Source organism: Pseudomonas sp. UMAB-40 (assembly GCF_900095275.1).
GTDB classification, from domain to species: Bacteria; Pseudomonadota; Gammaproteobacteria; order Pseudomonadales; family Pseudomonadaceae; genus Aquipseudomonas; species Aquipseudomonas mandelii_B.
Genome location: NZ_LT607557.1, coordinates 46079 through 64608, shown reverse-complemented (window position 1 = coordinate 64608; position 18530 = coordinate 46079). Strand labels below are relative to the sequence as shown.

Here is an 18530-nt window from a genome sequence, read left to right as displayed (position 1 = left end):
GGACGATTACATGGGGTTGGGCGGCTATGAAAAAAATGCTGTTTGCTTACGCGGGCACCTTGCTCGCGTTTCTCGTGCTCGACGGCCTCTGGCTCGGCGTGCTGATGGCGCCGACTTATCGGGCGCTGCTCGGTCCGCTGATGCTCGACCAACCGCTGCTGGCCCCGGCAGCGGTGTTCTATCTTCTCTATGTATTCGGTTGTGTGGTGTTCGTGGTGTTGCCGGCAAAGACTTGGCGACGAGCCTCGGCGCTGGGCGCGTTGTTAGGGCTGGTGGCTTACGGCACGTATGACTTGAGTAATTGGGCGACGTTGAACGGATGGTCGGCGCAGTTGGCGTTGATGGACATGGCCTGGGGCACGTTGGCCACCTGCGTTGCCTGCACTGTTGGGTATTGGGTTGCGCGAAAGATGCTGTGATCCAGTTGCCTGCGATGACGTTATCGCGGGCAGGCTGGCTCCCACGGGTGATTTTTTGTCGTACCTACCAGGGAATTTAAAAGTCCTCCGCAGCGGCATTTTCTGGCCATCTGGTTAATAATCGACAGCATAACTTTTCGCCCCGAAACCGTTTGTCCAGCAAGCAGGCCGGGGCTTTGTTTTTACTGTCGAGTCACTGCCATGTTTGTTGTTGTCGAGGTGTTCCGGTGAGCGCCAGCCGGCGTAGCGCCGATGGGTTTGCCCTGCAAGTAATGATCGGGTTGTGCCTGATCTGGGGCGTGCAGCAAGTAATGATCAAATGGGCGGCGCCCGACATCGCGCCGGTCATGCAGGCGGCGGGGCGGTCGGGTATTTCCGCGTTGCTTGTAGGACTGTTGATCTGCTGGAAGGGCGGCTGGGATCAGGTCAGCAACACCTGGCGCGGTGGTTTGCTGGCCGGTGCGCTATTTGGTCTGGAGTTCTTCTTCATTTCCGAAGGCTTGCAACTGACCACGGCTGCGCACATGTCGGTGTTCCTCTACACCGCGCCGATTTTCACCGCATTGGGCGTGCACTGGCTGCTGCCGAGCGAACGGTTGAGACCCGTGCAGTGGCTGGGGATTTTCCTCGCGTTCGTCGGGATCGCCATCGCGTTTGCCGGCGGCGTGTCCTGGGACAACCTCGATCACCGCATGTTGATGGGCGATGCGTTGGGTGTGCTGGCCGGGGCATCCTGGGGCGCGACCACGGTGGTGGTGCGCGCCTCGCGGCTGTCGGAAGCTCCGGTGACGCTGACTCTGTTCTATCAACTGATCGTCGGATTCGTCGGGCTGCTGCTGATCGCGACCCTCAGCGGTCAGGTGACCCACGTCAGCCTGACCACCGTGGCGGTGGCGAGCGTGCTGTTCCAGGGGCTGGTGGTGTCGTTCTTCAGCTACCTGACATGGTTCTGGCTGTTGCGCCGTTACCTGGCCGCGAACCTGGCGGTGTTTTCGTTCATGACACCGCTGTTCGGTGTCACGTTCGGCGTGGTGTTGCTGGGTGAAGAACTGAGCGTTAACTTCGTCATCGGTGCCGTGCTGGTATTGTTGGGCATCACGTTTGTCAGCGCTGAGCAGTGGGTGCGCCGTCGTTTGCGCAAAGCCCTTGGGCAGCAGTGACCGGACGCAACAACAACCCACCGGCGACAAGCAAGCCACTGCCGGCAACCACCAGTGCTGGCTGCAAACCGCCACTGAAGTTGCTGCTCAGCGCCGCCAGCAACGGTCCTGCGAGCTGACCCACGGCGAAGCACGCCGTCAGCAACCCGGCGTTGCGTTGGGTGGCGTGGGGCGCCAGTTCCCGGGAGCGTTGCATCACCAATTGCATGCAGGCCAGGAACGGCGTGCCGCAAAGAATGACGCCCAAGGCCAAGCCCGGCCCGCTGCCCAACAGGCAGGCAAAGACGCCGGCGGCTTGCAGCCACAACGTCACCATCAGCCAGTGGCGAGTGCCATTCGGGGTTTGTCGACGCAGACTGACCAGTACCACTCCGATGGCCGACGCCAGGCCGAAGCACGGCCAGAACAGGTCGGCCTGCCATTGACCATGGAATTGGGCGCTGGCCATTTGCGAAAGAAACGTGGCGGGGATGATGTAGCCCAAACCGTACAGTCCGTAGATCACACCTAGACGGCCAATGCCTTGCTGACTCGAAGTGCCTGAGCTCGGTGCGGCAACCGCAGCGGCGGTCGATTGCGGCAGAAACGGCAGAATCCCCAGCAGCATCGCCAAGGCGACACCGGCATACACCAGCCACAGGGTGGCAGACGTCTGCCCCAGCAGGTGTGAGCCCAAGGCCAACATTCCTGTAAGAAAAATCCCCAAACCCGGTCCGGCGAATACCTGGGCGCCCAGTCGTGGGCGACCGGCTGCCGCGGCCAGTGGCTGGCTCAACGCCGTGATCATCACCAATACCCAGGCGCTGGCCACGCCGGTACCGAATCGCAGCACCAGATGCGACCAGAACCCGTTGGCCCAGAAAGACGCCAATGTCAGCAGCACACACAACCACAGACCACCGAGCAGTCGCCGACGAACCTGTTCGGGGCGACGAGAGAACATGGCATCCACGGCGCCGACGAAGTAACCGAGGTAGTTGGCAGCCGCAATCAGACCGGCGGCGGTCAGGTCGATTTGACCTTCACTGAGCAAGTGCGGCATTTGCGGCGTGAGGGCGAAACGCCCGATGCCCATGGCCATCATCAGGGCGATAAAGCTGGCGAGTAAGCGAATCAAGGGAGACATGGTCTGAATTCCGGTAAAGGCTCAATGACCGTCAGGCTAGGACTGATTGACTTTCTTTAAAAATGAATAATAGTGAGTAACTTGTTCTGATTTGGAGAAGATCGTGGAGTTCAGCCAATTGCGGATCTTCCAGGCCGTGGCGCAGGAGGGATCGATCACCCGTGCTGCCGAACGGTTGCACCGGGTGCCGTCGAACCTGTCGACGCGGCTCAAGCAACTTGAAGAGCAGCTCGGTGTAGAGCTTTTCGTCCGCGAGCGTCAGCGTTTGCAGTTGTCACCTGCGGGAAAAGTCCTGCTGGACTACACCGCCAAGCTGTTCAACTTGCGCGATGAAGCTCAGGCGGCGGTGCAGGGCGGGCAACCGGCCGGGGACTTCGTGTTGGGCACCATGTACAGCACGGCGGCGATTCATCTGCCGGGGTTGTTGGCGCGTTATCACCGCACGTACCCGGCGGTGAACCTGCAAGTGCAATCCGGGCCCAGCGGCGAATTGCTTGAGGGCTTGCTCACCGGTCGTCTCGATGCGGCCTTGGTGGACGGCCCGCTGGAACTGGCCGGACTGGATGGCGTGCCGTTATGCGACGAGCGGCTGGTGCTGATCAGCGAGGCCGATCACCCGCCGGTGCGTAGCGCGTTGGATGTGGAAGGGCGCTCGGTGTTTACCTTTCGTCAGGGCTGTTCCTACCGGATGCGTCTGGAAGCCTGGTTCGCCCATGACCATGCGGCCATGGGCCGGGCGATGGAGATCGAGTCTTACCCGGGCATGCTGGCGTGTGTGATTGCCGGCTCAGGCGTGGCGCTGATGTCGGAGTCGATGCTGGCCAGCCTGCCGGGCCGCGAAAGCGTGGCGGTGCACCCGTTGGCGGAGCCGTTTGCCCACGCAACAACCTGGTTGATGTGGCGCAAAGGCATGGTCGGGGCCAACCTGAACGCGTGGATTGAGCAGCAACAGACGGTCTATCCATCGGCGCCAGTGCAGGCTTCGGCGATTGCTTGAACTATCGGTCAGGTATTCTGATCAATTCAGTAACAGATCATTGCGGATTTGGCCGAGCATTGCGTAGGACTTCGGACTATTATCAGTGCGAAGGGGCTACAGAATTTCAGCCGCTCGGCACTACCCTGAAGGGGGCACCATGAAAGAGAAAATCCAAAACTGGCTGCACGATCTGGGTGTTGCACTCGGTTTGATCGAACCGCCTCTGCAACCGGTGCCAATTCGCACTGACGACGAACAGCGTCGACGCCAGCCGCGCCGCCGGTAAGTCTGGCCCGCACTGGCTAAAACCTGGCAAATCCTCTGTGGCGAGGGAGCTTGCTCCCGCTGGGGCGCGCAGCGCCCCTTGGTAGCCTCAGAATTGTCAGGGAATACTCGGAACATGCTGCGCAGCCGAACGGGAGCAAGCTCCCTCGCCACAGTTCACCACGAGCGCGCGCTTGGCATTCGTACTCAATGCCGCCCGATCTCCACCAAAAACCGACTCAAATCATTCGCCGTCCTGGCCTCCTTGAGCATCCGGTCTTCTTCCGCCGTAAACGCCGTCAACCCCAGCTCATCCTCCAGATGGAAGATCAGCTCTTCGATATCCTGTTTATCCAATCCCAACTGCGCCAGGCTGGCGTTGTCGTCGAAGTCATCCTGACCCTCCAGCAGACGACTGATGAAGCGATGCACGGCGGCACGAACGGCAGCTCTTTTCATGGTGGTTCTTCGAGGGCGTCATTGTTGTTGTCCCTGGGCTTGAGTACAGCAGGCTTCAGGCGTGTGAGCGCTGCCACTCGTCAATCATCGTGCGCAAATGCTCCCCGGAAAAACTGCCGAAATGCCCGCCGTGCACCGTGCGGATCGGCAACCCGCGCAAACGCTGCAGGCTGCGAGCGTAGTCGTCGAGATTGGAATGGTAGGCGTCTGCGATCAGCGGGCCGTCGTAGATAATGTCGCCGCTGAACAGCGTCTCGGTTGCCGCCTCGTACAGGCTGATGCCGCCCGGTGAATGCCCCGGCGTGTGCAGCACCTGCAGCACGCGATTGCCCAGATCCAGCACATCGCCTTCTTCAATCATCCCCGTGGCCGGTGCGGCTTTGACTCGATATTCGGCGTAGCACAATGGGCAGTCCGGGTGCGCCTCGAACATCTCGTCACCGACAAACGCCCGGCTCAAATCGTTTTCGCCGTCGGGTGCCGCCAGGATGTCGGCCTCGGCCGGATGCACCAGCCGTTCCGGAAATTCGTGATGCCCGGCAATGTGGTCGAAATGGCAATGACTGGCGACCGCCACCAACGGCCGTTCGGTGATCCACGGCAACTGTTCACGCAGGCTCACCAGCCCGGAACCGCTGTCCAGCAGCAAGTCCTTGTCGCGGCCCTGAATGTGCCAGAGGTTGCAGCGATAGAAAGGCCGGATGTAAGGCTCGTGAATCAGCCGAATGCCGTCACTGAGCTGTTTGACCTCGAACCACTGATCGCGAGAAACAATCTTCATCAAAGGTTTTCTCCAGACGAAAAAAAACGGGTGTGGCAACCGACGCCACACCCGTCGAAGAAAGCATCAAGTCGTTATGTTCAGCTTAGGCGGCGCTGGCCACCGTTGCCGGACGAGGGGACAGCAAGCTGACCAGCACGAAGCTCACCAGACCCACGCCGAGGCTGTAGTAGATCGGAGTGTTGGCGTCCATACCGTCCTTGATCATGAACAGCAGCGCGGTGGCAAAACCCATACCCATGCTGGCGATGGCGCCGGCGGTGGTTGCGCGTTTCCAGAAGATTGCACCGATCAGCGGGATCAGCATGCCGCCCACCAACAGGTTGTAGGCCAGGGTCAGCGCGCTGATCACGTCGTTGACTACCAGCGCGATGCCAAGAACCACGATGCCGGTCAGCAGGGTGAACAGGCGGTTGATACCCAGGCTCGACTGTTTACCGCCACGCAGTTTCGGCAGCAGGTCTTCGGTCAGGGTGGTGGCGGCGGCGAGCAGGCCGGCGCTGGCGGTGGACATCATGGCCGCCAGGGCAGCGGCGATCACCAGGCCACGGATACCGTCCGGCAGGGACAGTTTGACGATGGCGGCGAAGGCGTTGTTGACGTTGTCCAGGTCCGGGATCAGCACGTGAGCGGCCATGCCGATCAGGGCGCAGGCCAGTCCGTAAAGGATGCAGTAGAAGCCTGCGAATGTACCGGCGACCTGTGCAACCTTGGCGCTCTTGACGGTGAACACACGCTGCCAGATGTCCTGGCCGATCAGGATCCCGAAGAAGTAGATCATGAAGTAGGTGATGATCGTGTCCCAACCGATGGTGGTGAAGCTGAAGGCGGTTGCCGGCAGTTTCAACACCAATTCATCCCAACCGCCGACGCGGTACAGGCAGATTGGCAACAGGATGAACATCAGGCCCACGGTCTTGATGACGAACTGGACGATGTCGGTCAGGGTCAGTGACCACATGCCGCCGATCGCCGAATAAATCACCACCACGCCACCGCCGACCAATATCGAGAGCCAGAACGGCAGGTCGAACAGCACTTGCAGCACGGTGCCAATGGCCAGGATCGAGACCACGCCGATCATCAGCGCATACGCCAGCATGATCACCGCGCTCGCAGTGCGGGCCATTGGGTTGTAGCGTTTTTCCAGCACCTGGGTAACGGTGTAGATCTTCAGTTTCAGCAGCGGTTTGGCGAGGAACAGGTTCAGCGCCACGATCCCGCAACCCAGTGCGGCGCAAAGCCAGAAACCGGAGATGCCATGAACATAACCCAGACGCACGGTGCCCACGGTGGACGCGCCGCCCAGAACGGTAGCGGCCATGGTGCCCATGTACAGGCTCGGGCCGAGGTTACGACCGGCGACCAAAAAGTCTTCGTTGGTCTTGGCCTTGCGCATGCCGTAGTAGCCGAGTATCAGCATCGCGGCGGCGTAGATGAGTACGACGAATAAATCCAAAGCCATGATGGCGTGTCTCCGATTGTCTTTTTTATGGTGAGGCGAAAAATCAATCCCTGTGGACAAACCGTCCCCACAGGTAATGCGTTGACCACAGGTAATGCGTTTGATCAGGCGGCTTGTCGCATCGCCGGTTTACCGAGCGAATCCGTGCCCTTGCTGCGTGCATCATTCGGCCCGAACACCGCAGCCGGTTCCGGGAACAGACTCAGCAGCGTCAGATACACCAGCGACGCCAGGCCGAGGGTCACCGGCAGGCTGATGTCGATACCGCCCGCCAGTTCGCCCAGCGGGCCAACGAATTGCCCCGGCAGGTTTACAAAGCACAGACCGACCGCAGCACTCGGGATCCAGGCACCCAGCCCACGCCAGTTCCAGCCGTGGGTGAACCAGTAGCGGCCACCTTTCTCGCCGCGAGTGAACACTTGCAGGTCATCCGGGCAATAGAAGCCGCGACGCACCAGCAGACCGATAATCATGATTACCATCCACGGGGTGGTGCAGGTGATGATCAGCACAGCGAAGGTCGACACGCTCTGCACCAGGTTCGCCGCGAAGCGCCCGATGAAGATGAAGGCAATCGACATCACCCCGATCAGCAGCGTCGCCTTGACCCGCGACAGCACCCGAGGGAACACGCTGGACATGTCCAGTCCGGTGCCATACAGCGAGGTGGTGCCGGTGGACATGCCGCCGATCACCGCGATCAGGCACACCGGCAGGAAGAACCAGCTCGGCGAAACCGCGAGCAGACCGCCGACGTAGTTGTTGGCCGCGATGTAGTCCGGTGCCTTGATCGCCACGATGGTGGCGGTGGCGAGGCCGAACAGGAACGGAATGAACGTCGCGATCTGCGAGATCACCACGGCGGCCATGATCCGGCGCTTGGAGGTGTCACGCGGGATGTAACGCGACCAGTCACCGAGGAACGCCCCGAAGGAAATCGGGTTGCTCATCGCTACCAGCGCAGCGCCAATGAAGGCTGCCCAGAAACCCGGTTGACCCATGCTCACGGTGCCGGCGTAGTTCACATCGAAAGGCCCGGCGAAGGCGAAGATGCCCAGCAGGAACAACAGACTGGCGCTCCACACCGCGATCTTGTTGACCCACAACAGGAAGCGGAAGCCATAAATGCAGACCGTCAGCACCAGGATCGCGAACAGACCGTAAGCCAGGCCCAGGGTCAGGTCGGTTTCCGGCAGGCCGATCAGGCGTTTGGCGCCACCGATCAGCGCATCACCCGAGCTCCACACCGAGAGCGAGAAGAAGGCGATGGCGGTCAACAGCGACAGGAACGAACCGACGATCCGCCCGTGCACGCCGAAGTGCGCACCGGAAGACACGGCATTGTTGGTGCCATTGAGTGGCCCGAACAGGCCCATTGGCGCGAGGATCAGCGAGCCCAGCAGCACGCCCAGCACAATTGCCCAGACGCCGGCCTGAAAAGACAGGCCGAACAGTACCGGGAAACTACCGAGCACGGCGGTGGCAAAGGTGTTGGAACCGCCGAAGATCATCCGGAACAAGTCCGTCGGGCCTGCGGTGCGTTCGTTGTCCGGGATCTGTTCGACCCCGTAGGTTTCAATGTGCGTAAGGCTTTGGTCTTTGTTGTTGTTATTCATGATCAGCTCCGATCATAAAGGCGCGCTCATCGTGTGTGAGCGTCACCTGTTTGGCTAAGGGGGTGGCAGCCCTTCCGGCATCGCGGACAAATGTTCGTGGCAGGCCAGCCATAGGCCTTGTTGTTGTCGGCGAAACACAATCGTCTCGCGCTCCTGGCTGAAGTGTTGCTCCCCTTGCATGCGCAGCTCGGTGGCTACGTCATGGATGAAAATCGCCACGTCACCCTGCAGGCTGACGAAAGCGTTGCTCGAGGTGCACGCAAGCACCTCGAAGCCATCCTCGGCGCGCCAGGTGTCCCACAACGCCTGATAGGCATCGCGCGACAGCAAGGGCTGTTCGAGGGTGTAGAAGACGAAGCTGGCGTCGGCGCTGAACGCGCCGAAGTAGGCTTCGCGATCGTTACGGGCAAACGCCGTCACCAGATCGGCGGCGGCGTTCAACACCTGATCACGTTCGTTCATGACCGATCCTCAGCGGTGGGCCACGCCCGGCAGTACGCAGAGCATTTCGTACAGCAAGTTGGCGGCCAGCAGCGAGGTGTTGCCGGTGGTGTCGTAAGCGGGCGAGACTTCTACCAGATCGCAGCCGATCAGGTCGAGGCCTTGGCAGCCGCGAATGATCTCAATCGCCTGAATGGTCGTCAGACCACCGATTTCCGGGGTGCCGGTGCCTGGCGCCCAAGCCGGGTCAATGCCGTCGATGTCGAACGTCAGGTACACCGGGCCGCCGCCGACTTTCTCGCGGACTTCAGCCATCAGCGGGGCCAGGGATTTGTGCCAGCACTCTTCAGCCTGAACCACACGGAAGCCTTGTTTACGGCTCCAGTTGAAGTCTTCGGAGGTGTAACCCTGAGCGCGCAAGCCGATTTGCACCACGCGATCGCAGTCGATCAGGCCTTCTTCAGCCGCGCGACGGAAGGTGGTGCCGTGGGCAACTTTCTCGCCAAACATGTGATCGTTCACATCAGCGTGAGCGTCGATGTGCACCAGGCCGACCTTGCCGTGCTTCTTGTGAATGGCACGCAGGATCGGCAGGGTGATGGTGTGGTCGCCGCCCAGGGTCAGCGGGATCACGTTGTGTTCGAGGATGGCGTCGTAGGATTCTTCGATGATCCGCACGGCGTCCAGCAGGTTGAACGTGTTGATCGCCACGTCGCCGATGTCGGCCACCGACAGCGAGTCGAACGGTGCAGCGCCGGTCGCCATGTTGTACGGACGGATCATCACCGATTCAGCGCGGATTTCGCGAGGTCCGAAACGGGTGCCGGGGCGCAGCGAGGTGCCGATGTCCAGCGGCACGCCAACAAAGGCAGCATCCAGACCGGCAGCGGTAGGCAAATGGGGAAGTCGCATCATGGTGGCGATGCCGCCGAAGCGCGGCATTTCATTGCCGCCCAGTGGTTGGTGAAGAATCTTGTCCACGGGTAAGGCCTCATCGTCGTTGTTTTATTTATGTCGGTTGCGCCGCTCCGGGGAGGTTCGGGCACCGTTGGGGGCCGATTCTGCGAAATGTAGTGACCGGGAAGAATCGCTACGGGCAAATACTTAGTTCAGATTTTTCTAAACTAATGCGGAGCGCACAGATAGACTTGTCGGCGTGTACAGAGCCCCAGTGGCGAGGGAGCTTGCTCCCGCTCGGCTGCGCAGCAGTCGTAAAATCCCTCATGCGGTCCGTCTGACACAACGAGGTGAATGATTTTGGGGCCGCTTCGCAGCCCAGCGGGAGCAAGCTCCCTAGCCACAAAAGCGACAGACGGAGAGCCCCCATGGCCAACGCTTTACCCGACCTGAAACTGTTACGCATCTTCGTCAGCGTGGTCCGTCATCAGGGGTTCGCCAATGCCCAGCAAGAGCTCAACCTCTCGACCTCGGCCATCAGCACCTACATGAGCCAGCTCGAATCCGCCCTCGGCCTGGTGCTCTGCCATCGCGGTCGCGGTGGTTTCAGCCTGACCAGCAAGGGCGAGTTGTTCCATCAGGAAACCCTGCGTCTGTTGGGCGAGCTTGAAGGCTTCGAACAATACGCGGCGGCGTTGAAGGGCGAACTGCGCGGCACCCTCAACCTTGGGGTGATCGACTCCACCGTCAGCGACAAGGCCTTGCCGTTCGCCGAAGCCATCGGCGCCTACAGCCAGGAACACCCGGCCGTGCATTTGCACCTGTCGGTCATGAGCCCCTACGAATTGCAGCTCGGCGTCCAGGACAACCGTCTCGACCTGGCCATCGGTGCGTTTTCCACGCGCATGAGCGGCCTGGTCTACATGCCGCTCTACCGCGAACAACACTGGTTGTATTGCAGCAGCCGTCATCCATTGTTCACCGAGCGGCGCATCCCCGAGCAAGTCATCACCCAGCAGCGCATGGTCGGCCGTGGTTACTGGAGCCAGGCCGAACTGGCGCGCCATGGTTTCAAACACAGTGCCGCCACCGTAGAAAGTATGGAAGCGCAGCTGATTTTGGTGCTCTCGGGCGCCTACATCGGCTACCTGCCGGAGCACTACGCCCAGGCTTGGGCGGACAAGGGCGACTTGCGCGTCCTGCTGCCGGCGACGTTTGGTTATCAGGCGCCGTTTTCGATGATCGTGCGTCGTGGCCGCAGCCGCGAGCCGCTGATCCAGACCTTCCGCGATCTGCTCAAAGCACAACTGAACCAGGCCTGAGAACATGTCCAGAATCCAGTGTCCACGCTGCCTGCGCCCACAAACCCATTGCCTGTGCCCGCTGATCCCGAGCCTCGATAGCCGCACCCGGGTGTTGCTGTTGCAGCATCCGAGCGAAGTGAATCATGCGCTGAACACCGCGCGTTTAGCGGCGTTGGGCTTGAAGAATGCCGAGTTGATTGTGGGGGAAGTATTCGAGGATCTAGCGGCGCTGCTGAACCCGCCGGGGTATCAGGCGCGGTTGTTGTTTCCGGCCGACGAAGCGCAGCCGTTGCAGGCGTACACCACGAATGAAGAGCCGCTGCTGCTGGTCGTCCCGGACGGCACCTGGCGCAAGGCGCGCAAGATGTTGCACCTCAATCCGTTGCTGGCGGCGTTGCCGAGGGTGACGTTGGTGGATGGCGGCGTGTCTCGATATCGACTGCGCAAAGCCCCCGGGCCAGGAGCGTTGTCGACAGTGGAAGCGATTGTTCAGGCGTTGCAGACGCTGGAAGCGCCGGCCTCTTTTGAACCCTTGTTAAAACCGTTCGAGGCGTTGATCGAGGGGCAGATTGCGGCGATGGGGGAAGAGGTTTTTCAGCGCAATCATGGGCCGAAATAGGCGGTGTTTGTGAGGGCCTCTTCGCGGGCAAGCCCGCTCCCACAGGATTTGTGTTGTACACAAAAGATGTGAACACCACGAACACTGTGGGAGCGGGCTTGTCCGCGAAGACGACAGCAAAAACACCAACAATTCCGGCAAGAGACTACCTTTCCCGCATCGCCTCGGTCCGCGCTTTCAACACCGGTTTCAAAAGGTAATCCAGCACACTTTTCTCCCCGGTAATGATGTCCACCGTCGCCACCATCCCCGGAATAATCAGCAACGGCTTCACATCCCCGCCCAAGTGATTCTTGTCGGTCCTCACCTGAATCAGATAAAAGCTGTTGCCCTTGTCATCGGTAATCGTGTCCGCACCAATCAACTCCAGCTTGGCAGTCAGTCCGCCATAAATCGTGTAGTCGTAAGCACTGAACTTGACCATCGCTTTCTGCCCCGGATGTAGAAACGCCACGTCCTGCGGCCGCACCTTGGCTTCGATCAGCAGGTTGTCTTCAATGGGGACGATTTCCACCATGTCGCTGCCCGGTTGGACCACGCCGCCGATGGTATTGACCTTCAGCACTTTGATAATCCCGTGCACCGGCGACACCACCGTGGTGCGGGTCACGCGATCATCGATGGCGATGCTCGACGCTGTGATTTTCGACAGGTCGGTGCGTTTTTCATTCAGCTCTTTCGCCGCGTCCGAGCGGAAGGATTGTTCCGATTCATCAATCTTGCTTTTGATCTCATTGATCGCCGATTCCGCCCGGGGAATCGCCAGCGTCGTGGCGTTCAACGAGCCGCGAATCTCCACGGCGCTGCGTTTGAGCCGCAGGATTTCCACCGGTGAAACCGCCCCGGTGCCCACCAGTGGCGCTGACATGTTCATCTCTTGTTGCAGCAAGGCCAGGCTCGAACTGAACTGCCCCTGCTTGGAGCGAAATTCCGCCAGTTCCTGGGTTTTCTGCCGCAGTTGTTCACTCAGCGTCCGTTGCTCACTGGCCAGTCGACGTTGGCGTTGTTCATACAGCGAGCGCTCATCCTCGGCCACTTGCGGCGCCTTGGCGATCACCTCCGGCGACAGCTTGAACGGCCGGCCTTCGGCTTCGGCCGACAGGCGTTCGACCTGTGCGGTCAACGCGTAACGATCCGCTTCGCTTTCGCCCTTATTTGACAGGAATCGAGTGTCATCGAGGCGCAGCAAGGTGTCGCCCTTGTTCACCATTTGCCCTTCGCGCACGAAGATCTCGGTGACGATGCCGCCCTCAAGGTTCTGGATCACCTGGACCTTGCTCGACGGGATCGCCTTGCCTTCGCCCATGGTGACTTCTTGCAGCACCGCAAACTTGGCCCAGACCAGCGCGGTAATCAGCAAGGCTGCGGCCAGCCACACGGTGATTCGCGACCAGCGCGGAGAATCCTGCAGCGAAGCGCCGGCGGTTTCCGGCATGAATTCGCTCTCGGCGGTTTTGCCGAAGCTGCCGAAGTAGCCCCGGTCTTGTGGCGTGTCGGATGATGAACGGGCCATGAGTAGCTCCTAGACAGCCGCAGAGCCGACACGGCCCTTGCGCAGTGCATCGATGACCGCTTCTTTCGGACCGTCGGCAACGATCCGCCCGTTATCCAGCACCAACAGCCGATCCACCAGGCTGAGCATCGAGGTGCGGTGAGTCACCAGCAGCAAGGTCTTGCCCTGAACCCAGCCGTGGAGTTTCTGCCGCAAAACATCTTCGCTGCTGTTGTCCATGGCGCTGGTGGGTTCGTCGAGCAGCATGATCGGCGGATCCAGCAACAAGGCCCGGGCCAGCAGCACCGCCTGACGCTGACCGCCGGACAGCAACTGCCCGCGTTCGCCCACGGGCCGGTCAAAACCTTGCGGATGCTGGCGCGCCAGCTCGGTGACACCGGTCAGTTCGGCGACTTCGAGCATCCGTGAATCGCTGATGTAACGCGCACCCAGGGTCAAGTTGTCGCGCAGGCTGCCGGCCAGCAGCGGCAGGTCATGGGCGACGTAACCGATTTGCTGGCGCAGGTCGGCGACATCGAGTTGCCGCAAGTCCAGGCCATCGAGCAGTAACTGGCCTTCTTCCGGTGCATAGAACCCCATCACCAATCGCGCCAGGGTGCTTTTGCCCGAGCCGCTGCGACCGATGATGCCAATCCGTTCGCCGGGTTTGACGCTGAAGCTGACATTGGACAGGGCCGGGGCGTTCTGGCCGTTGTAGTGGAAGGTCACGCCGCTGACATCCATCGCGCCTTGCAACTGCGTGCGCTCCAGCGGCCGCTGGTTGGCGTCGCGCTCTTGCGGCAAGGACATCAGCGCATCGGTGCTTTTCATCGTCAGTTGCGCTTGTTGGTAGCGCGTGATCAAACCGGCGATCTGCCCCAGTGGCGCGAGCACACGGCTGCCGAGCATGTAGGTCGCCACCAGCGCACCGACGCTGAGGTTGCCGGCGATGATGCTGTAGACCCCGGCGACGATGGTCGCCATGCCGGAGAATTGCTGGATGAACAGCGTGCCGTTGGTCGCCAGTGCCGAGAGGTTGCGCGCATGGCTGTCGAGGCGGGTGAGGGCGCCGTGGGTGCTTTCCCATTTGTGCTGGCGTTCGCTTTCGGCGCTGCACGCTTTCAGGGTTTCCAGGCCACCGAGGGTTTCGATCAGCAAGGCCTGGCGTTCGGCGCCGAGGCTCAGGCTTTTCTGCACGGTATCGCGCAGGCGGACCTGAATCACCATCGCGAAAATGATCGTAATCGGAAAGGCGAGCAATGGAATCACCACCAGCCAGCCGCCGAGCAGGCCGATCACCACCAGCATCAGCACGGCAAAGGGCAGGTCGATCAGGCTGGTCAGCGTGACGGCGGTGAGGAATTCGCGCAGGCCCTGGAAGTCATGGATGCTCTGGGCGAAACCGCCAATGGTCGCCGGCCGCGCTTTCATCGCCATGCCGGTGATGCGTTCGAACAAGGTCGCGGAAAGAATTACGTCGGTTTTCTTCCCGGCGGTGTCCAGCAAGTGCGCGCGCACTACCCGCAGCACCAGTTCGAAACCGGTGCCGATCAGCAAGCCGATCGACAACACCCACAAGGTCGACGTGGCCTGGTTCGGCACCACGCGGTCGTAGGTTTGCATCACGAACAGCGGCACCATCAACCCCAAAAGGTTGATCAGGAAACTCGCCAGAATCGCATCGCTGTACAGCCATTTCGACAGCTTCAAAGTGTCGCGGAACCACGCCTCCACGCGCGGCACCAGCGGCGAGCGCAAGTCTTCGAGTTCATGGCGTGGCCGGGCGAACAAGGCCTGGCCACTGTAATTTTCGGCCAGTTCTTCACGGCTGACCCATTGTTCGCCGCCGTCCGCTTCGCTGGGCAGGATCAGCAACCGGCCGTCATCGCCAAAACGTCGCAGGATGGCGGTGCGGCCGTTGTTGAGGATCAGCATCACAGGCAGGTTGAGCGCGGAAATGTCCGCCAGTTCGCGGCGCAGCACCCGCGCCTGCAAGCTGGCCCGCGCTGCTGCACGAGGCAGCAGGTCCAGGCTCAGACGTTGTTTGTTGAGCGGTAGCCCGGCGCTCAGGCTGGCGCGACTGACTGTCGCGCCGTGGAGTTTGCAGAGGATCAACAGACCGTCCAGTAGCGGGTCATCGAAGCTCAGGCGCGGATCGACACCGGTGTTGCCGGGTTCCATGCTGGTCAAATTGATCTCTCCACAGGCCTACTTCAGTTCAGGCAAACGGGCTTCGTTTTTCACTTCGGTGGAGGCGATCGCATCGGCGGGCAATACCACCCGTTGCTTGCTCAGCAACTCGCCCATGTTCGCCAGCACGCGGTACATCGAGTATTCCTCGGTGTAGCGCACTTCGGTGTAGCGACGGTTGGCGTTGTAGAGCTCGTTTTCACTGTCGAGCAAGTCGAGCAGAGTGCGTTGGCCGAGGCCGAACTGGTCCTGATACGCCAGGCGCACGCGCCGGCTGGTATCGGCGTATTCGCGCGCAGTCGGGGTCTGTTTCTTGGCATTGACCATGGCGTTCCAGGCCAGGTGGATGTTCTCGTTGAGTTGGCGCAGGGCGTTGTTGCGGATGTCCATCGCCTGGTTGATCTGGTGCGCATCGGAAGCAAGGCGAGCCTTGTCGCTGCCGCCGCGGAACAGGTTGTAGTTCATCACCACGCCCACGCGCCATTCGTTATCGTGGCCTTCATCGCCTTGCACATTATTGTTCGCGCCCACCGCGGCTTCGGCATCGAAACGTGGATAGAACGGCGACTTGGCGACTTCGTACTGGCTCTCGGCCGATTGCACGTCAGCCTGGGCGGATTTCAGGTACGGGTTGTTTTCCACCATGCTCTGCTGAGCTTCCGGCAGCGTGGCGGGCAGTTCGCCGCGGATCGACGGCGGGGCTTCGAGTTCATCCGGCAGGCGTCCCACAACGGCGGCGAAATTCGACTCGGCATCGGCCAGATCGACTTCGGCGGTGTCGAGGTTGTTTTGCGCCAGTGCCCGGCGAGCGCTGGACTGATCGGAGTCGGCGTTGCTGCCGACGCCACGCTGGGTGCGCAGGCCGATCTGGTCGTTGACCCGCAAGTGAGCCTGCAGGTTGTTCGTGGCCAGGGTCACCAGTTCGCGGCGCTTGAGCACTTCGAGGTAGACCTCGATGGTGCGCAATGCCAAATCCTGTGCGGTGCCTTGAGCGTAATAGGCTCGGGAGTTTACGACTCCTTTGGTGCGTTCGACTTCATTCGCGGTGTTGAAACCGTCGAACAGCATCTGCCGCAGGCGCAGCTCCGATTGGGTGTAGGTGAGGATTCTGGTGTCGTGATTGCCGAACGCCCGGGTGTTGGTGTTATCGCTGTACCCGCGCCCGTAGGCGGCGTTCAGATCAACTGATGGATAAAAGCCCCCCTTCGCGACTTTGACTTGCTCATCCGCGGACAGGCGCGAATCTACGCGCGAGGCCAGTTCCGGGTGGGTTGCGATGGTGCTCTGGATCGCCTCGGTCAACGATATGGCTTGGGCCTGGGATGTGCAGGCCATGGCCAGCAGAATTGCGCTGCAAAGGGGGGTTAAAACGCGCATAGGTACATCTCCCTGATTCCTGATGGTTCTTTATCAGTCGCCAATTATTTGACGACATTTATAGGCAAAACCGTTTCATGCTTGTAACAACGTAGCTAAGAACATTCTAGAGCGTAGCTAAGAAATTTTTTTCATAGGGGTTATTCCAAAAAAAACTTATGCGCTCTGCAAAATCCAGCACATTGTTCACTCTGAAAGCCCTTGATTCACGAGCTCTAGGGAGCATTCGAGGGTTCAAGGAAAGTTCCATCCACTTATCGACATAGGGCGGAGAAGTGCTGGAGGGGAGGGAAGCGATACGGTTTTGAGGCGACAGTTTTTTGTCGCTCTACAGGTTCAAAATCGTTACGCATCGCACTTAAGGCAATTTGGCTGCGATTGGACCCCCAAGGTTGTTGATTAAATTGGGGTTTTTCAAAAAACGGACACATTGCCCACGAGCGACACGCTTGGCGAGACTATCGCCGGGGCAGCGGCTTACTTGGGTAAACGCACCTCGCAGGCGATCCGCCAGGCAACCTGCTTCAACCATGAGCACGTTCTTCGCACAAACAGGGTGCCGACAGCGGTTGGCAGCGGAGGAAATGCACATGGCAACGCTCATCGGTATCGTCAGTAAAGTCATTGGTCAGGTGTTCGCGGAAACGAGCGGCGGCACACGACGTGCGCTGGTCGAGGGCGATCGATTGTTCGCCGGCGACCAGTTGATCACCGGGGCCGAAGGCGCGGTGGCCGTGCATTTGCAAAATGGCCAGGAACTGACCCTCGGGCGGGGTAGCAGCCTGCAAATGACCTCCCAGCTACTGGCGCATCAGGCGCCCCATGTGGATACCGCTGAAGCGGTGACGCCGACTCAGGCGCAACTGACCGATGTCGAGCAACTGCAAAAAGCCATCGCTGCCGGCGATGACCCGACTCAAACGGCTGAAGCCACGGCGGCCGGCCCTACATCGACCGGTGCACCCGGTGGAGCGGCGGGCGGCGGCCACAGTTTCGTCATGCTCGAAGAAGTGGGCGGGCGGGTCGATCCCACCATTGGCTTCCCCACCGCAGGCTTCAACGGCATTCCCGAATTTCCGCTGGAACGCTTGGCCGGTGATCTGGACAACGGCGACAATGCAATCGCGGCCCCCATCGTTCCTGACGTCCCCAACAATCCGGTGACCCTCGCGGGCCTGTCGGTGGCGGGGGGCGAACTGACCCTCAACGAAGCCAACCTCGCCGACGGTTCTGCCAGCAATCCGGGTGCGCTGATCCAGAACGGCACCTTCACCGTGTCTGCGCCCGACGGGCTGACCAGCCTGAGCATCGGCGGGATCAATGTGATCACGGGCGGGGTGGCTGTCGGCTTCCCGCAGTCGATCACCACACAACTGGGCAACACCCTGACGATCACCGGTTACAACCCGGCCACCGGCGTGGTCAGTTACAGCTACACCCTGGTCGGCAACGACACCCATTCGGCCGGCGAGGGGGCTAACAACCTCAGCGAACAGTTCACCGTCGTCGCTAATGATTCCAATGGCGATACTGCCACCGGCACGCTGGACGTCAACATCACCGACGACGTGCCCAAAGCGGTCGATGACACCAACGCCAGTACCGCCTCGGAAACCCTGCTGACCCTGACCGGCAGCGTGCTGCCCAACGACTCGCAAGGCGCTGACCGCATTCCCACCGGCCCCAACAGCGGGCCGATCATCGGCGGCACCTTCACCGGGACATACGGCACCTTGGTGCTCAATCCCAACGGCACTTACACCTACACGCTGAACACCAGCGACGCCGACTTCAAGGCGCTGCACGGCGGTGGCAGCGGCACCGAAACCTTCACCTACACCCTGACGGATGCCGATGGCGACACCAGCACCGCCAACCTGGTGTTGGAAATCCACAACAACGATGATCCGGTCACCCTCGGCGGCCTCAACGTTGAAGGCG

General features: G+C 60.7%; 17 protein-coding genes. 7 read left to right on the top strand and 10 right to left on the bottom strand.

Features of this window, described 5'->3' with window-relative positions:
• Positions 1-26 precede the first annotated feature (26 nt).
• Both K0F88_RS11505 and K0F88_RS11500 read left to right on the top strand, forming a co-directional pair.
• Positions 27-419 (top strand): DUF2177 family protein, encoded by a 393-nt coding sequence (locus K0F88_RS11505; RefSeq protein WP_094468578.1) that lies wholly within the window; start codon positions 27-29, stop codon positions 417-419.
• Positions 420-646: 227 nt separating this feature from the next.
• Positions 647-1579: a DMT family transporter gene (locus K0F88_RS11500; RefSeq protein WP_219095145.1), complete on the top strand. Its 933-nt coding sequence runs from the start codon at positions 647-649 to the stop codon at positions 1577-1579.
• Here the strand turns inward: K0F88_RS11500 and K0F88_RS11495 are convergent.
• Positions 1524-2705 (bottom strand): MFS transporter, encoded by a 1182-nt coding sequence (locus K0F88_RS11495; protein WP_094468576.1) that lies wholly within the window; start codon positions 2703-2705, stop codon positions 1524-1526. The genes K0F88_RS11500 and K0F88_RS11495 overlap by 56 nt on opposite strands.
• A gap of 103 nt (positions 2706-2808) precedes the next feature.
• Here K0F88_RS11495 and K0F88_RS11490 point away from each other — a divergent pair, with 103 nt between their 5' ends.
• Positions 2809-3702 (top strand): LysR family transcriptional regulator, encoded by an 894-nt coding sequence (locus tag K0F88_RS11490; protein WP_219095144.1) that lies wholly within the window; start codon positions 2809-2811, stop codon positions 3700-3702.
• A gap of 139 nt (positions 3703-3841) precedes the next feature.
• Entirely contained in the window at positions 3842-3970 is a 129-nt protein-coding gene (locus K0F88_RS32340; protein ID WP_003184145.1) for a PA1414 family protein, read from the top strand.
• 185 nt (positions 3971-4155) lie between these two features.
• Here the strand turns inward: K0F88_RS32340 and K0F88_RS11485 are convergent, their stop codons facing one another.
• From K0F88_RS11485 to speB, 6 genes are all read right to left on the bottom strand, one after another.
• Positions 4156-4407 (bottom strand): phosphopantetheine-containing protein, encoded by a 252-nt coding sequence (locus tag K0F88_RS11485; protein ID WP_094468574.1) that lies wholly within the window; start codon positions 4405-4407, stop codon positions 4156-4158.
• A 55-nt stretch (positions 4408-4462) separates the two neighbouring features.
• Positions 4463-5188 carry an MBL fold metallo-hydrolase gene (locus tag K0F88_RS11480; protein ID WP_094468573.1) on the bottom strand — a complete coding sequence of 242 codons (726 nt, stop codon included), beginning with the start codon at positions 5186-5188 and terminating at the stop codon, positions 4463-4465.
• Between the two features lie 85 nt (positions 5189-5273).
• A complete protein-coding gene (locus tag K0F88_RS11475; protein ID WP_219095143.1) occupies positions 5274-6653 on the bottom strand; it encodes a sodium:solute symporter in 1380 nt (459 codons plus the stop codon).
• A 104-nt stretch (positions 6654-6757) separates the two neighbouring features.
• Positions 6758-8269, bottom strand: a complete 1512-nt coding sequence (locus K0F88_RS11470; RefSeq protein ID WP_219095142.1) for a cytosine permease — start codon at positions 8267-8269, stop codon at positions 6758-6760.
• 54 nt (positions 8270-8323) lie between these two features.
• A complete protein-coding gene (locus tag K0F88_RS11465) occupies positions 8324-8731 on the bottom strand; it encodes a nuclear transport factor 2 family protein (protein WP_219095141.1) in 408 nt (135 codons plus the stop codon).
• A 9-nt stretch (positions 8732-8740) separates the two neighbouring features.
• The gene (gene speB / locus K0F88_RS11460) at positions 8741-9691 is read right to left on the bottom strand and encodes an agmatinase (RefSeq protein WP_010462004.1); all 951 of its coding nucleotides are present in this window, start codon (positions 9689-9691) and stop codon (positions 8741-8743) included.
• Between the two features lie 344 nt (positions 9692-10035).
• Between speB and K0F88_RS11455 the strand changes: the two genes are divergently transcribed.
• Both K0F88_RS11455 and K0F88_RS11450 read left to right on the top strand, forming a co-directional pair.
• Positions 10036-10929: a LysR family transcriptional regulator gene (locus K0F88_RS11455; protein ID WP_219095140.1), complete on the top strand. Its 894-nt coding sequence runs from the start codon at positions 10036-10038 to the stop codon at positions 10927-10929.
• Positions 10930-10933: 4 nt separating this feature from the next.
• The gene (locus K0F88_RS11450; RefSeq protein ID WP_219095139.1) at positions 10934-11530 is read left to right on the top strand and encodes a tRNA-uridine aminocarboxypropyltransferase; all 597 of its coding nucleotides are present in this window, start codon (positions 10934-10936) and stop codon (positions 11528-11530) included.
• 145 nt (positions 11531-11675) lie between these two features.
• Here K0F88_RS11450 and K0F88_RS11445 read toward each other — a convergent pair whose 3' ends face one another.
• The 3 genes from K0F88_RS11445 to K0F88_RS11435 are packed head-to-tail and all read right to left on the bottom strand — an operon-like array spanning position 11676 to position 16589.
• Positions 11676-13043 (bottom strand): HlyD family type I secretion periplasmic adaptor subunit, encoded by a 1368-nt coding sequence (locus K0F88_RS11445; protein WP_094468566.1) that lies wholly within the window; start codon positions 13041-13043, stop codon positions 11676-11678.
• 9 nt (positions 13044-13052) lie between these two features.
• Entirely contained in the window at positions 13053-15212 is a 2160-nt protein-coding gene (locus tag K0F88_RS11440; RefSeq protein WP_094468565.1) for a type I secretion system permease/ATPase, read from the bottom strand.
• A gap of 18 nt (positions 15213-15230) precedes the next feature.
• A complete protein-coding gene (locus K0F88_RS11435; RefSeq protein WP_094468564.1) occupies positions 15231-16589 on the bottom strand; it encodes a TolC family outer membrane protein in 1359 nt (452 codons plus the stop codon).
• Between the two features lie 590 nt (positions 16590-17179).
• Here K0F88_RS11435 and K0F88_RS32335 point away from each other — a divergent pair.
• Positions 17180-18530, top strand: a 1351-nt coding sequence (locus tag K0F88_RS32335) for a retention module-containing protein (RefSeq protein WP_257605243.1), incomplete at its 3' end; no start/stop codon positions are given.